Annotated in this window: 13 protein-coding genes; 1 reads left to right on the top strand and 12 read right to left on the bottom strand. The window is 50.2% G+C overall.

Going from position 1 to position 21,053, the window contains the following annotated elements; genetic code table 11:
* Nucleotides 1-105: 105 nt before the first annotated feature.
* The 3 genes from rprY to PRU_RS03105 form a co-directional block, all read right to left on the bottom strand.
* Entirely contained in the window at nt 106-810 is a 705-nt protein-coding gene (gene rprY, locus PRU_RS03115; RefSeq protein WP_013063842.1) for a response regulator transcription factor RprY, read from the bottom strand.
* 52 nt (nt 811-862) lie between these two features.
* Complete coding sequence (locus PRU_RS03110; RefSeq protein ID WP_013063768.1) at nt 863-2,425, bottom strand: sensor histidine kinase; 1,563 nt, start codon at nt 2,423-2,425, stop codon at nt 863-865.
* Nucleotides 2,426-2,609: 184 nt separating this feature from the next.
* Complete coding sequence (locus PRU_RS03105; RefSeq protein WP_013063152.1) at nt 2,610-4,769, bottom strand: elongation factor G; 2,160 nt, start codon at nt 4,767-4,769, stop codon at nt 2,610-2,612.
* 127 nt (nt 4,770-4,896) lie between these two features.
* Between PRU_RS03105 and hemW the strand changes: the two genes are divergently transcribed.
* Nucleotides 4,897-6,024, top strand: a complete 1,128-nt coding sequence (hemW, locus tag PRU_RS03100; RefSeq protein WP_013065325.1) for a radical SAM family heme chaperone HemW — start codon at nt 4,897-4,899, stop codon at nt 6,022-6,024.
* Here the strand turns inward: hemW and PRU_RS03095 are convergent.
* The 9 genes from PRU_RS03095 to PRU_RS03055 form a co-directional block, all read right to left on the bottom strand.
* The gene (locus PRU_RS03095) at nt 6,021-6,953 is read right to left on the bottom strand and encodes a hypothetical protein (RefSeq protein WP_013064563.1); all 933 of its coding nucleotides are present in this window, start codon (nt 6,951-6,953) and stop codon (nt 6,021-6,023) included. The genes hemW and PRU_RS03095 overlap by 4 nt on opposite strands.
* On the bottom strand, nt 6,937-8,721 hold the full coding sequence (locus tag PRU_RS03090) for a peptidase U32 family protein (RefSeq protein WP_013063209.1): 1,785 nt from the start codon (nt 8,719-8,721) through the stop codon (nt 6,937-6,939). Before PRU_RS03090 ends, PRU_RS03095 begins: the two co-directional genes overlap by 17 nt.
* Before the next feature lie 5 nt (nt 8,722-8,726).
* Nucleotides 8,727-9,644, bottom strand: coding sequence for a homoserine O-acetyltransferase MetA (metA, locus tag PRU_RS03085; RefSeq protein WP_013063445.1), 918 nt, complete (start codon nt 9,642-9,644; stop codon nt 8,727-8,729).
* A gap of 21 nt (nt 9,645-9,665) precedes the next feature.
* Nucleotides 9,666-10,409 carry a PP2C family protein-serine/threonine phosphatase gene (locus PRU_RS03080; protein ID WP_041385603.1) on the bottom strand — a complete coding sequence of 248 codons (744 nt, stop codon included), beginning with the start codon at nt 10,407-10,409 and terminating at the stop codon, nt 9,666-9,668.
* A 15-nt stretch (nt 10,410-10,424) separates the two neighbouring features.
* Complete coding sequence (locus PRU_RS03075; protein WP_074684058.1) at nt 10,425-11,207, bottom strand: FHA domain-containing protein; 783 nt, start codon at nt 11,205-11,207, stop codon at nt 10,425-10,427.
* Nucleotides 11,208-11,213: 6 nt separating this feature from the next.
* Nucleotides 11,214-14,519, bottom strand: a complete 3,306-nt coding sequence (locus PRU_RS03070) for an AAA family ATPase (RefSeq protein WP_041385601.1) — start codon at nt 14,517-14,519, stop codon at nt 11,214-11,216.
* Between the two features lie 6 nt (nt 14,520-14,525).
* A complete protein-coding gene (locus PRU_RS03065; RefSeq protein ID WP_041385600.1) occupies nt 14,526-17,978 on the bottom strand; it encodes a serine/threonine protein kinase in 3,453 nt (1,150 codons plus the stop codon).
* The gene (locus PRU_RS15975) at nt 17,978-18,901 is read right to left on the bottom strand and encodes a zinc ribbon domain-containing protein (RefSeq protein WP_013063175.1); all 924 of its coding nucleotides are present in this window, start codon (nt 18,899-18,901) and stop codon (nt 17,978-17,980) included. Before PRU_RS15975 ends, PRU_RS03065 begins: the two co-directional genes overlap by 1 nt.
* A 118-nt stretch (nt 18,902-19,019) precedes the next feature.
* A complete protein-coding gene (locus PRU_RS03055) occupies nt 19,020-21,053 on the bottom strand; it encodes a M13 family metallopeptidase (RefSeq protein WP_013064341.1) in 2,034 nt (677 codons plus the stop codon).

The following is a 21,053-nucleotide window of genomic DNA, read 5'->3' as shown; positions in this document are numbered from 1 at the left end:
CGGGTGAAGCCGGTAAGATAACTAACCAATAAAAGGAGAGCACCGGCCAAAACCAGTGCTACTCCCAAATATGCTTTTATGATTCCTCTTTTCACCATGCCCGGTTTACTCATCGTCTACCTCAGGAGTAATGAGCTTGTAGCCCTTACCATGAATATTGATAATCTCGATCTGTGGATCGTCCTTCAGGTGCTTGCGCAGCTTAGTGATGTAAACATCCATAGAGCGGGCATTGAAGTAGTTATCATCAATCCAGATAGTTTTCAGAGCGAAGTCGCGCTGCAGAATCTCGTTTGAGTGACTGCAGAGCAGAGCCAGCAGCTCGTTCTCCTTGGTGGTAAGCTTGGTCTGCTTCTCGCCAATCTGCAGCAACTGCTTCTGGGTATCGAAAGTGAACTGACCCAGGCGGTAAACAGTAGATTCGCGGCTCTTCTTACCCTTAGTGCGGCGCAGAATGGCCTCAATACGGAACACGAGCTCCTCCATTGAGAAAGGCTTGGTGATGTAATCGTCGGCACCCAGCTTGAAACCTTCGAGGATATCCTCCTTCAGGGTCTTAGCTGTGAGGAAGATAATGGGCACGTCTGTGTTGGCAGAACGAATCTCCTGAGCGAGTGTGAAGCCATCCTTCTTAGGCATCATCACATCGAGCACACAGATGTCGAATTTTGTCTTGAGGAAAGCCTTGAAGCCTGCCTCACCATCAGCACAGAGTTCTGCAACAAAGCCTTTGGCCTGCAAATACTCACGGAGCAGCATTCCGAGGTTCTCGTCGTCCTCGCAAAGCAAAATCTTAATTTTGTCGTCCATCATCGTTAAATTTTAAAGTGTTATTAATTAAATTATATTTGTATTATCACGTTTATTGTTCGTCCTCCTTCAGGATGGGCAGCGAGATAGTAAAGGTGGTACCCTTGCCCAGCTCGCTCTCGCACTTGATCTCGCCCTCGTGCAGGTTGATAATCTTCTTCACGTAGGCCAAGCCAAGACCGAAGCCTTTCACATCGTGCACGTTTCCTGTATGAACGCGGTAGAACTTCTCGAAGATCTTCTTCACGTTCTCCTTCTTGATGCCCAGACCGGTATCGCGGATTGAGAAGCACAGACGATCCTTCTCGTTCCAGGTCTTGATATAGATATCGATAGGCTCATCGGGCTTGCGGTACTTCACAGCGTTGTCCATCAGGTTGGTGATAGCGTTCTGGAAGTGAACCTCGTCGACAAAGATAGCTGAATCAACAGCCTCGATATCGGTATAGATCTTACCGCCGGTATGCTCTACACGGAGCGTGAACGACTGGGCGATATTCTCAACCATCTCGTTCAGGTCGAGCTCCTTCTTCTTGAATACAATGCTCTTCTTATCGAACATCGACATCTGGAGCACCTTCTCAACCAGGAAACGCAGACGCTTCGACTCGTCGGAAATCACACCTCCCAGGTGCTTGGCCATCTGCTCCGACTTGGCTACGCTGGGGTCGTTCATCATCTGGGCTGCCAGCGAGATTGAGGCGATAGGTGTCTTGAGCTCGTGGGTCATGTTGTTGATGAAGTCGTTCTTAATCTCGGTGAGTCGCTTCTGACGGAAGATGACCACGATGGTGAATAGGAACGTGAGCAGCAGCACGAAGGTAAAGATAACTGCCGGGATCATGAAACGCACACTTGAGAAGATGTACGAACTCATGTCGGGGAAGTGGATTTTTACCACACCCATCTTTGATGAGGGGTCGTGACTGAACAGCGTTTGTGAGTAAACGCTCTCCTCGCCCTCGGATGAGTATTCGGGACAACGGTACACCTCGCGACCATCGGCGGTTTCTACGCGGAAGTGGTATGGGATGTTGATACCGTTGTTGAGCAGTTCGGTACGGATATCCTGCTCGAGCAGCTTGAAGTTGATGCGCTCCTTCAGAGGTTTATCGCTGGCAGTATAGAGGATGTTGTAAACTACCTCGTCGAGCAACGCCTTCTGATATACATAACGGTTGCGCACAATCTCCTGCAGCGACTTAGAGGCCTCGGAGATGCTGTTCTTATCGGTACGCAGAATCATGGCCTTGGGCACGTTGGCGGGACGGATGGCAAACGTTTTGAGCTCGAAGCTTGAGTAAACGGTACCATCGTCGGCAGCTACAGCAAACTGGTGTGAGTGCTTAATGGTGCCGTCGAGACCATCCACCATCACAGAGTCCTGCTTATAGGCCTTGCGCTCGGTTTCCTTCACATCCTTCTCGAGATAACGCAGGGTCTCGTTCATCTCCAGGTTACGCGATGCCTGATAGAGGCTACGCTTAACCGACTCGTCGAGCTGTTCCTTCTTCATCTTCGCCATCTCCTCGATGTACGAGATCTGAAGGTACAGAAGCCCTACAAATGAGAGGCCCATGACTATTGCTATGATCCAAATCGTACTTTTCTTCATATCGATTGCAAAGATAAGCTATTTCTTAAAACGACGTACCGAATTTGTTAATTATTTCGAGCTAATTTCGCAAATTTAACAAGATTATGACATTTTAGTTGCAAATATGCAATTAAAAAAAGAATCCCTGCTAACCAAATAGCAGGGATTCTACCATATTCAATGTACAAATAATAGGGGCGTATTAATCCTCGTCCTTCATCTCCTCCTCGTGCTGCTTGATCAGTGCCTGCTGGATATCGTTTGGCACGAGCTCGTAGCTTGAGAAGCTGGTAGAGAACGATGCACGACCACCGGTGATAGAACTGAGGGCGATAGAGTAGCTTGAGAGCTCCTTGAGAGGAATCTTAGCACTCAGCTTCTGATAGCCAGCCTCAGAATCCATACCCATGATGATGGCACGACGGCCCTGCAGGTCGCTCATTACATCACCCATGTAGTCGCCTGGTACGAGCACCTCGAGATCGTAGATAGGCTCGAGTACCTTTGGACCGGCCTCCTTGAAGGCAGCCGAGAAGGCGTTACGGGCAGCCAGCATGAACGAAAGCTCGTTAGAGTCAACTGGGTGCATCTTACCATCGTAAACAATCACGCGAACGTCGCGAGCATAAGAACCGGTGAGTGGGCCCTGCTCCATGCGCTCCATGATACCCTTAAGGATAGCAGGCATGAATCGCATATCGATAGCACCACCAACAACCGAGTTGATGAATACCAGCTTGCCGCCCCAGTCGAGGGAAACCTCTTCCTTACCCTTGATGTTCATCTTGAACTCCTGACCGTTGATCTTGAACGATGTAGGATCGGGCATGCCCTCGGTGTAAGGCTCTACAATCAGGTGTACCTCACCAAACTGTCCGGCACCACCCGACTGTTTCTTATGACGATAGTCGGCACGAGCCATCTTAGTGATAGTCTCACGATAAGGAATCTTTGGCTCGATATACTCGATCTGGATCTTCTCGTTGTTCTCCATACGCCACTTCAAGGTACGCAGGTGGAACTCACCCTGACCATGAACGATAATCTGGCGCAACTCCTTTGACTGCTCAACTACCCATGTAGGATCCTCCTGACGCATCTTCTGCAGAGCGGTCATCATCTTCTCGGTCTCGCTCTCGTTAACGGCCTTGATGGCACGAGAGAACTTAGAGTTAGGATACTTAATGAAGTTGAACTTATTCTCGACATCCTTACCATTCAGGGTGTTACCAGTCTTTACATCCTTGAGCTTAACGGTACAACCGATATCGCCAGCTACCAGCTGATCAACCTGAATACGGTTGGCACCAGCACAAGCGTAGATAGTACCTATGCGCTCCTTTGAACCACGATCGGCATTGGTAAAGTCGTCGCCGCTCTTAACGCTACCGCTCATTACCTTGAAGTAAGATACCTCGCCGATATGGGGCTCGACACCTGTCTTGAAGAAATAGAGTGATGCAGGTGCGCTGGCATCGGCAGGAACATCCTGACCGGCAGCATTCTGGATAACAGGCATATCGCTTACAAAAGGAACCACGTTACCCAAGAACTCCATCAAGCGGCGAACACCCATGTCCTTACCTGCACAAACGCAGAATACAGGGAAGATGCTGCGTGTTACCATACCCTTACGGATACCCTCACGCATCTCGTCCTCGCTCAGGTCCTCGCTCTCAAAGAACTTCTCCATCAGTGTATCGTCGCCAGCGGCAGCAGCCTCAACCAGCTTAGCCTTCATCTCCTTAGCCTTCTCCAACTGATCGGCTGGGATATCCTCGATGATAGGAGCACCACCCTCGGGTTTCCAAGAGTACTTCTTCATCAGGAGCACGTCGATAACAGCATTGAAGCCAGGACCTGTGGCGATAGGATACTGAACGGGCACACAGTTAGGACCGTAGATCTCCTTGAGCTGGTTGAGAATCTGATCGAAGTCGCAGTTCTCGCGATCCAGCTGGTTTACCAGGAAGATAACGGGTTTCTTGAGTTTCTCGGTATTGCGGAAGGCATTCATCGTTCCTACCTCGGGGCCATACTGACCGTTGATAAGAATAACAGCCTGATCGGTTACGTTCATTGCAGTAATAGAACCACCTACGAAGTCATCAGAACCTGGGCAGTCGATGATGTTAAGCTTCTTGTTGTTCCATTCTACATGAAATACAGTTGAGAACACCGAGTAGCCATATTCCTGCTCAACGGGGAAGTAATCGCTCATGGTGTTCTTACTCTCTACAGAACCGCGGCGCTTGATGATGCCAGCTTCGTAGACCATACTTTCGGCAAGAGTTGTCTTGCCGCTACCCGCACTGCCAATGAGTGCAATGTTTTTGATTTCGTTAGTTTGATATACTTTCATATCGTTTCAGTTTTAGGTGAATACTTATTTTATCGGGGACTAAATTAGTTATTTTTTGAGAAAACACCAAAACTTTCTTCCAAATTTTAAACTAAATTTGTAATTTTGCCGGCAAAATTCGAAAATAATGGCAGGTTTATACGTACATATTCCGTTTTGTAGCAGCCGATGTGTGTACTGCGGCTTCTATTCTACCACGGGGCTGGCGCTTCGCGAGCGCTATGTTGATGCCCTTTGCCAGGAGATAAAAATGAGAAGTCTACCCACAAACCCTCCCCAAAAGGAGGGGAGTTTAGGCACTATTTATCTTGGCGGCGGCACACCCAGTCAGCTTACCATTCCACAGTTGCGCCGGATTTTTGATGCCATCTATATATATAATAAGGTGGAAAACGATGCCGAAGTGACCATCGAGGTGAATCCGGATGACGTAACACCCGAATTGGCTGCTGCCCTGCAGCAGCTGCCCATCAACCGTGTGAGCATGGGCGCACAGACTTTTAACGATGAACGTCTGCATTTTCTGCGTCGCCGTCACTCGTCAGCACAGGTGCATCAGGCTGTAGCAACCTTGCGCCAAGCAGGATTCCAGAATATCAGCATCGACCTGATGTACGGCTTTCCCAACCAGACACTTGAAGAATGGCAGGCGGATATCGACGAGGCGCTACAGCTGAACGTGGAGCATATCTCTACCTACTGCCTGATGTACGAAGAGGGCACCCCACTCTACCGATTGTTAGAGCAAGGCAAGGTGGCCGAGATTGACGAGGAGTTAGAGCGAAAGATGTACTTTACATTAATAAACAGCTTGGAATCAGCCGGTTACGAGCATTACGAGATATCAAACTTTGCCCGTCCGGGCTATCGTTCGCGCCATAACAGCAGCTACTGGAAGGGCATACCGTATATCGGTATCGGCGCCGCTGCCCACTCGTTCGACATCCAGACACGCAGCTGGAACGTGGCCGATATCCAGCAGTACATCACCGCCATGGAGCAAGGCGAGCGATGCTTTGAGGCAGAGACGCTGGACGAGGACACACGCTATAACGATGCCGTGACCGTGGCCCTGCGCACCTGCGAGGGATTAGACCTGAGCACGCTGACCGACCAGCAGCGTGCCTACTGTCTGAAAAACGCCCAGCGCCATCTGGAGGCGGGATTGCTGAAACTCAACGACCAAAAAATATCGCTCACAAAAGAAGGACTCTTTGTAAGCGATATGATTATGAGCGACCTGATGCTGGTTTAAAGCTTCAGACGTTTGATGGCGAAATAGAAGTATGCTATCAGCAACGGATAGCCTACATAATACAAGGTAGTGATGCTGAACACCACATAGATAACAGCACACACGGCTGCCAATCCTACCAGATACATGATGGCCTCGCCCAGGGGCAAACGGTGGTACACATCATCGACGGTTGCCAACGACCAGATGATGAGCGCCCATACCGACGAGATGAATACGCCCAGCCAGAACGGCAGCGCAAACGGATTGAGCGAGGGATGATAATAGAAATGTCGCCAGGTTTCGGGGGCAAACAGCTGGATGCTACTATACAGCACAGCCGACGAGGCTATGAGCAGACAGAGCGCTGTGGGATAGAACGAGGCGATATCATTGAAATGCACAATCTTACAACCCTTACGCATCAGGCGGCGCAAACCATAAGCGGCACCCGTAAGCACGCAGAAGGCCATAAACACCAGCAGGTGCTTATCGGAGAAGTAATCGATGAACTGACTGATTGGGTCATCGGGCGACACCTTTGAGAGAAGCTCGTTTTCGTGTACCCATCCAAAAGTAAGCTGATCGCGCGCCACCTTTACCCACACAGAATCGATGGTATCGGTGGGTACCGTCTTGATATCGGCCACCACCACATGCTCGTTGCGGCGCAGAGTGATAGAATCCTTCTTCATCTCCTCGCCCATCGACTGCAGCTCGAACGTTACCACATCGGGCACCGACATATCCTCGGGCTGCTGCTTAACCACCACCAGCGAATCGCCCGTTACCACAAAATTGTAGTTCTGGGTGTAATGATGGGTGGTGTAGAACGAGATGGAGTCGAGCTGTTTCTCGGTCAGATCCCAGGCATCGGGCGTGATGGGGCCACGGTTATAGCAGCCACATAACAGGATGGAGACGAACAGGAGACTAACGAGTCGACGCATAGACGTTCATCTGACAATGTTGACAATCAAACTCAAGACGGAATCGGCGTCCATCGCCTAATACGAGAGAAAGCGGTTCGTGCCACGTGGGGCGTTTGCCGCCGCGCTTTACGCAGTAGCCCAACGAATAACGGATGCAATGACGGCACTGCATGATAGGTCCGTCGCCACCTTTCAGCTCATAGGCCGAGAGTTTATCGGTACCATAGAAGGCAGCCGACTGGCGGTTGGAGATGTTATTCTGATAACTGAGCTTGTCTACACCTGGATTAGCACCCACCTTGGCCTGCTTTACCTGGCGCTGGGGCTGTACAAGGGCCTCGACCAGTTGGCGGCGCATGTCGGTGAGCTGACTATTGGGGATGAAATAATTAAAATCGTCGGGTACGTTAACCTCCTGGCACTCATAGATGGTATCGCCCAGCTTTGAGAGCTGACGAACCAGATTCTCACGAGGCGACTTCTGGGCTATCTGATGTTCGGCCGCAAAGTGTACCGTTACACCTTCGGCACTTAACTCAAAGCCATCAGCCACAGCACGCAGGGCTATGCTTACAGGAATCTTACGGGTAGCGCTGGGCTTAGAGAGAATACGCTCGAACTCCTGATCGTTGTTACGATAGAGCGACATGCCCGGGCGCAAACCAGCAGGCATCTTAAAAGGATAGATGCGATTACCCACCACGCGGTTGGCACGGAAGCCTTCGAACTGGCGATCCTGATTCAGGAAGCACAAGCCGTCGCCGTTAGCAAAGCTGGCGGTACCGGCCACGTTAAAGCTATCGTGACGAATCTCCTTAACTTTACCCACAAACTCGCCCACCGCCTTTGGTGTATCGAACGAGGCGATATTAGGCTGGCGACCATTCATAAAGTAAGTGGTGTAGCCGCGGTTAAACGTACGATTGAGATTGGGTGTAAACGTGTATTCGCAACGGCCCTTTGACGCACGACAATACTGGTCGGCATGCTTACGGATATAGGCGTTAAGGCGCTCGCTATAAGCAGCGGTTACGTTCTTAACGTAAGTAACATCCTTGAGGCGGCCCTCGATCTTAAACGATACGGCACCCGCCTCGATAAGTTTATCCAGATTATCGCTCTGGTTCATATCCTTGAGCGAGAGCAGGTAACGCTCGTGTTCTATCTCCTCGCCATCGGCATCGACCAACGAGAAACGCATACGACAGAACTGGGCGCACTCACCACGGTTGGCGCTACGCTGGAAACAATGCTGCGAGGCATAGCAGATGCCCGAATAGCTAACGCACAAGGCACCATGCACAAACACCTCGAGTTCGATATCAGGCACCTCGCGATGAATCTCGGCAATCTCCTCGGCCGAGAGCTCACGCGCCAGAACGGCACGCGAAAAACCTACCTGCTTGAGCCAACGTACCTTGTCGGCTGAGCGGTTATCGGTCTGCGTAGAGGCGTGAATCTCGAAAGGCTTACCGTTCATAAACTGCAGCAAGCCCATATCCTGCACCAGAATGGCATCTACGCCTATCCCGGCCAGCTGATCAATCAGTTTCTGCGCCTCGTCGAGCTCATGATCGTAAACGATGGTGTTGAGCGTAACATAGATTTTGGCACCAAACTGATGAGCATAATCACAAAGTTGGCGAATATCGTCGATGCTGTTGCCTACGGCTGCACGGGCGCCAAACTTGGGCGCACCGATATAAACGGCATCGGCACCATGATCGATGGCAGCTATGCCGCAAGCCAAATTCTTGGCTGGAGCTAAAAGTTCTAATGCAGTCACTAAGCTTATTTAATTTCGTCGATATTATACGGTGTTTCCTGGTAAACGTAGTAGTTAATCCAGTTGTTGTACAGCAGGTTGGCATGTGCACGCCAGGTTACTACTGGGGCGTTGTCAGGATTATCATCGCGATAGTAATTCTTTGGCATATCCACATCGTCGCGGATACCACGATCACGCTTATACTCATTGTCGAGTGTGTTTGGCGCATACTCCAGGTGACCGGTAATGTAGAACTCACGACCGCCACGCGCCATCACCATGCTGACACCACTCTCGGGTGACTCGGCCAGCAACGTAAGCTCGGGGTTGGCCAAAATATCCTCGCGATGTATCTCGGTATGACGACTGTGAGGCATCATAAACACATCGTCGAACCCACGGAAGATGGGCAGTTTGGTATCCACGGGTGTTTGTGGGAAGATGCCGAACATCTTCTTTTCCAAGGGGTACTTGGGCACACCATAATGGTAATAAAGGCCAGCCTGAGCTGCCCAACATATATATAAGGTACTGGTGACGTGGGTTTTGGCCCAAGCAAAGATATCGGTAATCTCGTCCCAGTAGGTTACATCTTCAAAGTCCATCGTCTCTACAGGCGCACCTGTAATAATCATACCATCAAACTTCTCGTTGCGCATCGACTCAAAGTCGCGATAGAACATCATCATGTGCTCTATCGGCGTGTTCTTAGGGGTATGACTCTTTAACTTCATAAAGTTAATCTCCATCTGCAATGGTGTGTTTGAAAGCAATCTAACCAGATCGGTCTCTGTGGTTATCTTCAGAGGCATCAGGTTCAGAATCACAATCTTCAGCGGACGGATATCCTGTGTTGTTGCCCGCGAGTTATCCATCACAAAGATATTCTCGTTCTTCAGAATATCAATAGCGGGCAGTCTGTCTGGTAATCTTAGTGGCATTTCTTATTTTTCCTCTCTTTTTTAGAATTGCAACACACAACACGACACGTTGTCCAAGCCTCCAGCGGCCACAGCGGCATCGCAGAGGGTGTTGGCGTCAGAACCTTCGGCAAGAAGTGTGTAGATAATGGAATCGGGCAACATATCAGTGAGTCCGTCGCTGCACAGCATGTAAACATCGCCCTCCTTGATATCATCGGTTATGTTCACAATATCGATAAACGAGCTTGTAGCACCGCCACCGATACAGTTAGTGATAACGTTAGAATGCTGCGAAGAGCCGAGCATGTTGCTGAGCGAGTGATCGGATGTAAGCTGGGTAAGATCGCCATCGCGGAAACGATACAAGCGACTGTCGCCACAATTCAGCGTATAGAACTGGCCCTCGTAGAAGGCCAAGCCTACCAATGTGGTACCCATACCTTTATACTGCTCGTCGGAGCGACCCTTTGAATCGATGATGTTGTTGATGGAGTCTAACCAATCCTCAAACTTATCTTTGATGGATTCGGGTCTAAGACCTGTGGGCAGATCGTGAAAATAGAACTCCAGGTTATGCAGCGCATCACTGCTGGCCACATCACCACGATTATGTCCACCCATACCATCGGCCACAGCCATGATATAACGGTCGCTATTGGTCAGGTCTACGCGTGTGCTAAAAGCATCATTCCTCACGAAATGACTGCCAAGCAGCACCATGTCTTCGTTCTGACTACGCACGCAGCCTACTTTGCTGGCTGCTGTCATGTGTATTGTTATCATTGTTTTTAAATATTACTATCTAATTACTACTTGAAGGTTGACATTGGCAATCGACAGCACGTCGCCATTCTTTAACGGGTTCTCGGTCTCGGGCTGGATAGGAGCCTGATTAATTCTGGTACCGTTTGACGAGTTCATATCGATAACAAACCAACCTGCGCCTGACTTGTACTTGAGCTGGGCATGAATACCCGATACGTACGAATTCTGCTCGAAGAACTGAACGTACGGACCCTTACGGCGACCGATAATGGCACCGTTCATAGCTGTGATACGTATATTGAGACTTTCGTTAACCAACGTCATCATCGGCATGCTTGAACGACCGGCACCTGCCTGAGCAATAGAGATAGCAGGACCTACCGATATGCTGGCTGCAATGTTCTGCGCATTGGATGTGCGTGGTGATACAGGCTGCTGTTGTTGTGCTGGTGGTACATTTGCGGCGCGCGATACTGAGGCACTGGGTGTAACGCTGATGTTTACACCAGGGCGCACAGCAGCCCCTACCCCAGGATTACCAGCAGGACTACCCATTGGGTTACCCATAGGATTAGCCATCGGGTTGCCCATAGGATTAGCCATCGGGTTGCCCATAGGAGCGCCCATGGGATTTGCTCCGGCATTGGCTGCTGCCATGCTACCTGCAGGCAAAGCCATCATGCCGCCGCAACGTGTACAACGACGTCCAAGCCCCACATGACCGCACTGCTTACAGAACAGCAACTGCTGTCCACATTGGTCGCAGTAATGTGAATCGTCTTCTATTTCTTCTTTACAAGCTGGACAAATAATCATATTTCGTTAAATATCTTCTGGTAGTATAATCTGATATGTTTCCTTTGTAACCTGATCGGCCGGCAGCGCTGATACGCGCTCCGACAGGTGCTGGATAGTAGAATCGAGCAGGTTGCGCATCTCGCGGGCATTACCCCACGACTCGGTCTTGGTAAGAACCATCTTATAGATCTTGTCGAGTGCCTTAAGCTCAGCCTCAGGCGTAAACTGGTACTGTTCCTTCTGGGCCATGTGCTTGTAAATAGCCAGCAGCTCATCAGGATCGTAGTCGTCGATGTGCAACTTGTGGGTGAATCGGCTGGCCAGTCCGGCGTTCATCATCATGAACTCCTCCATCTTATCCTTATAGCCTGCAGCGATAACCACAAACTTACCACGATCGTCCTCCATACGTTTCATCAGCGTGTCGATAGCCTCCTTGCCGTACATGTCGCCGCCATCGCTCAAGGTATAAGCCTCGTCGATGAACAGGATACCGCCCATGGCCTTATCGCACATGCTGTTCACAATCTTAGGTGTTTCGCCCATGTACTTACCAACCAACGTAGCACGACTGGCCTCGATGACACGCGATGTAGGCAGAATGTCCATGGCCTGGAGTATCTCACCCATCTTGCGGGCAATAGATGTCTTACCTGTACCCGGATTACCCGTAAGCACAAAGTTCATCGACATCTGCTGAACACTGCCAGCACCCATAGCGGCACGCTGCTTCATGAACATGCTCTGTACGGCCAGACGACGGATAGAATCCTTGACTGAGCGCATACCAATGAACTCTTCGAGCTCGTTGAGCACCACATCGAGCGGACGTGCGGTCTCGCCCTGCGACAGGGGAAGATCGGCGGTGGTGAGCGCAAACATGTCGCTCTCCTTGAAGTCGGGACTGGTCATCTGCTTTACCAGACGCTGACTCTGGCGCTCTACAGCCTCGTTGAAGATGCGGCGTGCCTCACGGGCATTACCGAAGTTCTTATCGCGGCGCAGATAGAGCTGCTCGAACATACGGTGAATAGCCGCCTTGGTCTCCTCGTCGACGGTGAAGTTCTTGCCGGATGCGAGATGCAGGAAGATCTCCGTGAGCTCGTCGGGCGTATAGTCGTCGAAGTGGATGGTTTGTGTAAAGCGACTCTTCAAGCCTGGGTTGGTGTCGATAAAGTCGTGCATCTGGTCGGTATAACCAGCCACGATACAGATAAACTTACCACGATCATCTTCCAAACGTTTCAGCAGCGTGTCGATAGCCTCAGCGCCAAAGCTGTCGCCATCGTTCGACTTCAGCGTGTAAGCCTCGTCGATAAACAGTACACCGCCCATAGCCTGATCAACCAGCTGGTTGGTCTTGATGGCTGTCTGACCCGAGAAGCCTGCCACCAGTTTAGAGCGGTCGGCCTCAACCAGTTGTCCGCGGGCCACAACGCCCAGCGTCTTAAAGATATCGGCCATGATACGGGCTACGGTAGTTTTACCCGTACCAGGGTTACCGGTAAACACATAGTGCTTGCCTTGGAAGGTGTTGGTTTCGCCACGTGCAATCTGCAGGTTCAGGAAGGCTGCCAGGTTGGCAATCTCCTTCTTCACACCCGAGAGACCAACCAAACCGTCGAGTTTCTTCAGACAGTCGTCGACGCTTACGGTCTGTGGTGCATCGTATGGGATATCGTCGCGTACAATGGTCATGAGCTCCTCGTTGCTCATCGCAGAAATATTTGCCCCCTGCAGGCGCTGTGCCTGTTTCTTGCAAATCTGGTCGAAGAGCGTACGCATGGTACGACCGTTGGCAAAGTCCTTGTCGCGCGAATCGTACATCTCCTTGATCATCTTCTGAGTAAGTACCTGGGCATCCGGCGAGAAGATATACTTTTTCTGCTTGGCAAATACCTGCATAATCTCGAACAGCTCGGCTGGCGAGTAGTCCTTGATATCGAGGAAATAATTGAAACGGCTGCGGAAACCAGGGTTCACACGGAACAGGTTCTCCATCTCCGTGCGATAACCAGCGGCAATCACGATAAACTGTCCGCGATCGTCCTCCATACGTTTCATCAGTTTCTCCAAAGCCTGTGCGCCCTGGGCATCACGATCGCCCGACGCACTCACAGGAGCCAAGGTGTAGGCCTCATCCACAAACAGGATACCGCCCTTGGCCTTATCGCAAAGGGCATCAACCACCTTAGGTGTTTCGCCCTGATACTGACTTACCATCTTGGCACGGTCGACCTCAACTACGTGACCGCTATCCAGATAGCCGATGGCTGCCAGGATTTCGCCCAACTTACGGGCAATGGTGGTTTTACCTGTACCTGGGTTACCAGTAAGAATAATGTGCATCGACATTTTCTCCTGCTCGCCCAGTCCACGCTCGGCGCGCTGCATGGCGTTCTGTACCGAGTAGGCCATCTCTTTTACGGCGGCCTTAACCTCGTCCATACCAATGTAGCTGTCCAGATCGCGCAGGATATCCTCAACCGAGCGCTCCTCGGGTACATAACCCGTGATGTCGCTCAACTCTACCCTTGTGGCATTGGCGCCACGACTGATATACTGGGTAAAGATATTCTCGGCTGTTTTATGGGCCAGGTGTCCGTTACCAAAGGTCTCGTCCTTAATCTTAACCTGATATTTAAAGAAACGCAATAACTGTTTATCAGCTTCGGGCGAGAAATCCTGTATGCCATACTTCAACTGCAGGTTCAGCTTACATATCTCGGTAAGCTCCTGGAAGTTTGGCGTGGTCATACGGAAGGTATACTTGAAACGGTTGGCTACGGCTGGGTTGCTCTCCAAGAAGTCCTCCAAACCCTTCGAGAGTCCGGATATAATCACAATGGGGTTATCCTCCCATTTGTCCATCTCAACAAACAGCTTGTCGAGCGGGTTCACCTGGTTAGAGTATTTATCGGGCAAAAGCTTCTGCACATTGTCGAAGAACAATATACCATTCTTTGCTTTCTTGATATTTTCATCCCATTTGTCGACGAATCGCTGGTAATCTACGGCATCTACCATCATCAGCTGGGGTTTCTCGATGATCTTATGCTGATAGAAGTAATCGCGCAGAATCTCGGCCAGCGACGTCTTACCCGTACCTGTATCACCAATCACAATGGCATTGAGCGAGATACGGGCTTTAGAGATATCCTTGCGAGAGCGCAGAAACGTATAGGTATCGACAATGGTTTTCAGCTGGTTCTTCACCTCATCGAGGCCAACCAGCTTATCAAGCAAGTCAGTAGTAACAAGCTGCTGTCCGCACCACTTGCAGAACTTTGCTTTGCTTCTGTTTTCTTTATGACAATTCTGACAAACCATTTTATATTATGCGTCTCTATCTATTTTCTTAATAATACTTTTAGGGGCCTCCTTCATGTGACTGTTAGGATTGGCAATGTTCAGCATCGATGGGCTGAATACCACAAACGATACCACGAATACCAGCATCAGCAGGCTCCACAGCACGTAGTGAAGCACACTCTCGCCCGTGATAGAGCGAACCTGATCGGTAACATCGTTAAGCAAACCGAACTTAGATCCCTTAAACTTGTACGAACGGGCCTTGAAGGTGTAGTACAGCGGTTCTATCAAGTTCGATTTCATATCGTTTTCGAGCACCTCGGATATCAGTCGGCTGTCGGCCTTCTCATTACCACGGAAATCTGTGAGGTGACAAACCAGCATGTAGATAAGCGTGATTACGATAATGGCGATATTAAACAGCATGGGGTGCGATGCGCCAATATACTTTAATATAATAATAGGTATAAAGCACGTAAACGCGCCCACCAGTCCCCACAGGAACGAGAACATAAAGTCGTAGCCCTTGAAGAACGAGCGGGTGGCCACAATCATACCAGTCATTCCACCCAAAGGCAGACCGATACTGATAAAGGTATGCGTGAGGATATACTCAGGATTGGTAACGCCGAATATCAGCACGAATACCAACCAGATACCGCTCAGGGTGTAGAAGGCTGTACGCCAGATCTTCTCCTTGGTCTTGGCGCGCTTCCAACTGTCCTTTACAAAGGCCACACGGCGCTGGGTTTCGTCGCGGGCATCGATAAAGCGCTTATAATAACGCTGCGAAGGATCGATTTTTCCCATTGCCATCAACCAGTCCTCAACGGCATGCTCGTACGAGTACTCTACCGTAAAGTCGGCATTGGGGTCTTCGTGATAGAACACCGACATCCACTGCCCCATCGAGCCGTTGCGGATTTCGTTGCGGAACACCTGCAACTTCTTTGCCTGCAGGTTACGGCCGTCGGCGTACTCAATACCGTCGCCCATCATATAGGTAGGTGTAACGCCTAAGATACGACAGAAGCGGTAAACAGCCGTCTTCACATCATAAGCGCCCATACGTTCGGTATTCTCCTCGCTCTTAAAGTCGAAGCAGCGCTTATGCTCGTTGTACATCTCGGTCCAGCCGTGCAGCTGGGCATAGTAAGCAAAACGACCGTCAAGTTCAGTAAAGTCCTTCATCTCCTCCTCGAACTCCTTCTCAGGAAGGTTCTGCGCCTTATGCAAACGCTCGTTGAGCAGTTCGCCCACTTGTATAGGAGTAAAGGCACCGGCCAGATCATAGGCCGATTCGCGATTCAGGTTATAAAGAACCTTATAAGCCAAGTTTCGTGAGTAAGGCTGATCCAGCGTCATGATGCGCAGACTCTCGCACGCCATCTGGTCCTCGTGACTGTACATCCAGGCCAGCAAGCGTCCGTCGGTCAGACTATGCCACTCGTCTTCGGTTATATCTTCATGACCAAAGGCGCTAACAATATCGTTAATTGCTGCCGATGGATGCTTTACCATAAATGGTATCTCAGGATCAACCTCGAGCACTATCTTCATGATAGCCACACGTACCTGCTCCTTATTGTTATGGTCTACTTCCTTAAAGTAAGAACGCAAACGATCAACATCGCAGCTGGTGTGGGTTTCCACATAAAGGTAGAAATTATCGTTCGGGGCAGCCAACGATATGGCATACTCGTCCTGATTACTCAGCAGCGAGATACATACCGCATGGATATCCTCGCAGTTGGTTCCACGCACATCCTTATACGGATAGGCAGGGTCCATAGCGTACAGCGATGCCATCAAACCGGCACGCTGATCGATAGGATATTTCTTGGAAATGATATCTTTAACAATGGTGCTCAGTTTGTTGTTACCACAAGCGTCCAACCACTGGGTGATACGTCCGTTATACAGATAACCGATAGCCAAGCGCTCGTTGGCCAGCAGCATGGGCACCAGCTCCTGTACGTTCTCGGCCACCAGGTTACGCTCTGGATCGACAACGAAACTCTGGTACTTCAGGAATGGTGACGACAGGTCGACCTTCGGGCTCTCGCCTAAGAACCACTGCTCTACCTGCTCATAACCCCAACGGTTGATGGGGTTAACCACCGTAAGACCCATTACCAGCAGCTTGATACGCTCTGGCAACTCGTTCATGCGTGGTATGCGACCCTCGTTCTTCTGGCGCATCATCACACGCTCGTTGGTACTCATCGGACTCTCGCCTAACCACAGCGTCATCAAGCTGATACCCAAAGAGTAGTAGTCGGCCTTTGGCGAAATCTCTACCACACCATCAATTACGTCGGCATACATTTCGGGTGCCGCATAGATTGGGGTACGGGCCTGGGTGGTTTTATGCGACTTACCGTCTTCCTCCAGCATACTCGAAATACCGAAGTCGCCCAGAACCAGTTGGTTATGGTCCTTATCACGGAAGAAGAAGTTGCCTGGTTTGATATCCTTGTGCAGAATTCTGAGCTGATGACAGTAAGCCAAGGCTGCAGCACTCTGAAGAGCTATACGACGGAACTTGTTTATATCGCCTTCCAGATTGAACTCGGCCATCGAGCCACCCTGCAGGTACTCCATCAACTCGTAGTAACGGTGCTTACCATCCACATAGGTCTTACCAAAGTCGTACACCTTTACTACCATCTCAAAGTCGAAGTTCAGAACCGTCTGCAATATCTTACGGTTCACATCGAAATTGGGATAGTACACTTTCAGTACATATTCCTTGTTGTCTTTTTCAACCAGAAAAACCTCGGCCTCGCCTGTATTCTCGCTCAGTACCGATACACGACGATACTCCTGTCCTTTCAGCGTGTAGATATTCTCATCAATCAGGTTACGTTGCAGGCGCTGTTTCTTGGCACGGTCGGTATTACTGGCCGACGAGATAATCGAGATGTTGACGTTGGGACGAACCTGAGCCTGAGCCTGTGCTTGAGGCTGGGGCTGTGCACCACGAACGGTACTACCCATTGATGGTGCTGCAGGTTTAGGTGCTGCAGGCTGTGGGGTAACGGGCTGTGGTGCAATGGGCTGGTTGATACCAGGGGCACGAACGGTGCCATCCAAAGCCTTGGGAGCAGCTGGACGTGGCGCAGCAGATTGCGGTGTAATCGGCTGATTAAGGCCGGGTGCACGCACAGTTCCATCCAATGCTTTGGGTGCTGCTGGACGTGGAGCTGCAGGACGAGGCGCTGCAGGTCGTGGTGTAATAGGCTGATTAAGGCCAGGTGCACGCACGGTACCGTCAAGTGGTTTAGGAGCAGCTGGCTTGGGGGCTTCCATCTTCGGCATATCAATGCGGATGGTGCCATCAAGCGGTTTGTCGGGCTCCTCACCCTTTGAAGGAGTATTCTGTGGGAAATCAAAGTTGGTTGCACGTACGGTCTTATCTACGTTTACCTCTTCGTTTCCGTTTACTTTATTTTGTGGAGTTCGATCCGTACTCATTAGATATCGTCTTTAATTTCTTTTCTTGTTCCCTTACCAAGTATAATCCATTTTCCGCCCATCTGCGGCTTGGCACATCCGCATGGACTTGAGTGGAGGGCGTGCTTAAAGTTGCACTGCCAAGCCAGACGTACACCCTGAGGCTTGCAGGCCATAGCATAGTTACGCACCTGAGCAGGCTTTTCCTGAGGCAGCTGTGCCATCTGGTCTAACAGTCGCGACAGCATATCCATACGTTCCTGCTTCTTCTTGTCGTATTCGTCTTTACTCATCACCTTATGGTCGGCCAGGTTGGCATCTACACGATCCAAACCACGATCCTGAGCCAACAGCATGAGTACGCGCTGGCGCAGCTCCTGACTCTTACGGTCGCGCTCCTTATCCTGCTCGGTAACATAAGGCATCTGCAAATCCAACTTCTGCAACTCTTCGGCCAGTTTCTGCATCTGCTGGTACTCGGGCATCTCCATCACCTTCTCCTTCATCAGACGGGCCTCTTCGGTAAGAGCTGTACCACACTGTTTGCAGAACGAGAAATCATTATGGGTTCCACAAACAGGACAATCGATACCACCCACCGGATTACCGCACTCAGGGCAGTAGGCCTCGGCGCCATGCAGATAGGCGCCACAGAATGAGCACACGTCCTTGCGGATATAGTGACGGTAACTTTCGCAGAAGTCGGCGTCGGCATCGACAGCTGCCCCACAATAGGGACAGGTGGCCATACCGATAGGCTCGCCGCACGAGGCACAGAAAAGTGCTTCGGCTTCGTTGAGTGCGCCACAATGAGGACATTGGATACCATTAGCCGTATTGGCCTGCATGGCTTGCTGATACTGAGGTTGCTGTGCAGAGTGCTCACGATAAAGCGGCTCGGCACCTCGGCTTATTCGATCTGGGTTTTGTGTAATATCGTTCATCGTTGTTGGAATTTTAACTTAAGTTAGGTGCAAAGTTAAATAAAAAAATGAATCAAACAAAAAAAACCGCCGTAAATTTACATTTACGACGGCAAAATTCTATATTTTTTGATGTATTTTACCACAATTCGAGGCGTTCCTGCTTAGGAATAAACATCTTGTCGCCCTCTTTCACGCCAAAGGCCTCGTACCAAGCGTCGATGTGAGGCAGAGCGCCATTTACACGCCAACGACCCAGTGAGTGAGGATCACTCTTGGTACGGTTGCGGATTTCAGCCTCAGTAATGTTACCAGCCCATACACCTGCGTAAGCGTGGAAGAAACGCTGATCGGCTGTCAGACCGTTCTTCTCGCCAAGAGGATTGCGCTTGGTAGCGTTCTTATAAGCAGTCCATGCTACCTGCAGACCACCGTGGTCGGCCAGGTTCTCACCCAGTGTCAGACGGCCATTACCATTCAGGTCGGGAAGTACCTTGATAGCGCTGAAGAAATCGGCATACTTATCAGTACGCTCTGTAAAGTTCTTTCCATCAGCTTCCTTCCACCAGTCGTGCATATTTCCATCCTTATCAAACTGACGACCCTGATCATCAAATCCGTGAGTCATCTCATGACCGATTACTACACCGATAGCACCATAGTTAAAGGCATCATCAGCAGTCATATCAAAGAAGGGATACTGCAGAATACCTGCGGGGAAGCAAATCTCGTTGGTAGTTGGATTATAGTAAGCATTCACAGTCTGTGGTGTCATGTGCCAATCGTCACGATCCACGGGCTTACCTACTGTATGCTCAATGTTGTGAGCATTCCAGAACTTAGCGCAAGCCTGCATGTTATCGTAAAAAGATTTAGCAGGATCAATCTCCAGCTTAGAGAGGTCGGTCCACTTATCAGGATAACCCACCTTTACATAGAAAGTATTCAACTTCAGCAGGGCATTAACCTTAGTACTGTCGTCCATCCAATCCTGGGCAGCAATACGCTCACCAAGAGCAATCTGCAGGTTCTTAATCAGAGTAAGCATACGCTGCTTAGCAGCCTCGGGGAAGTACTTCTCGGCATAAATCTTACCAAGAGCCTCACCCATCACGCGCTCTACCTGACCAGTGCTACGCTTCCACAGAGGATGATTCTCCTTGCGACCAGCCTTAATCTTACCATAGAAATCAAAGCTCTCAGCTGCAGCAGCATCGTTCAGATAGTTAGCCGAACCCTCAACAAGGCTCCACTCCAGCACGTCGCGATACTCAGCAGGCTTCAGGGCACCTACTACCCTATTAGCGCCTTCCAGGAAGTCGGGCTGACCAACAACCATCTCCTGCAGGAACTTAGTGTCTATGCCCTTAGCGTTCATCACCTTAACCAAAGGCAGGTTAGGATACTTAGCCTCGAACTCCTTCAGAGTCATCTTGTTGTAGTTAGCCTCAGGATCGCGCAGTTCGGTACGACTCTTACTAACCTTAGCAAGTGCAGTCTCAACCTTCATAACGTTCTGCATCTTCTTGGTAGCAGCACTCTTGCTGAAACCAAACAGCTGGAACATTTTTACCACGTGCTTCTTGAAAGCCTCGCGAATACCGGCTGTAGCCTTATCGTTATCCAGGTAGTACTCCTTCTGACCGAGTGTCAGGCCACTCTGATAAATACTCAGAATGTTCTGTGTGGCGTTCTTCTCGTCGGCACCGAAGCCAGCATAGAAGAACTCCTGCTCGCCGTAAGGAGCCAGCTCAAGCTGGATAGCCAGCAACTGCTTAACGGTTTTGGCAGCCTCAAGTTTCTTAATAAGTGGCATAACAGGAGCTACACCTTCCTTATTACGACGTGTAGAGTCCATAGCCAACTTATAAAGATCGCTCAGTTTCTGCTCGATAGTACCCTTAGCATAAGTGTTGCTCTGCAGTTCCTTCAGGATACCGTTAATGCGCTTGTCGTTGTCTTCCTGCAAACGGTCGAAACTACCATAGCGCGAATAAGCTGCTGGCAGTGGGTTGTTCTTCATCCAACCACCACAGGCATACTCATAGAAGTCGTCACCCGGACGCACATTCTTGTTAAAGTCGGCCTCGTTCAAGCCTGATCCCAGCTCAGTCTGAGCCATCATCATCATTGAGACAGATGCCATTGTCATCATTGTTAAAAATCTTTTCAT

Source organism: Xylanibacter ruminicola 23 (assembly GCF_000025925.1).
GTDB lineage: Bacteria > Bacteroidota > Bacteroidia > Bacteroidales > Bacteroidaceae > Prevotella > Prevotella ruminicola.
This window is presented reverse-complemented; position numbering and strand designations above follow the sequence as displayed.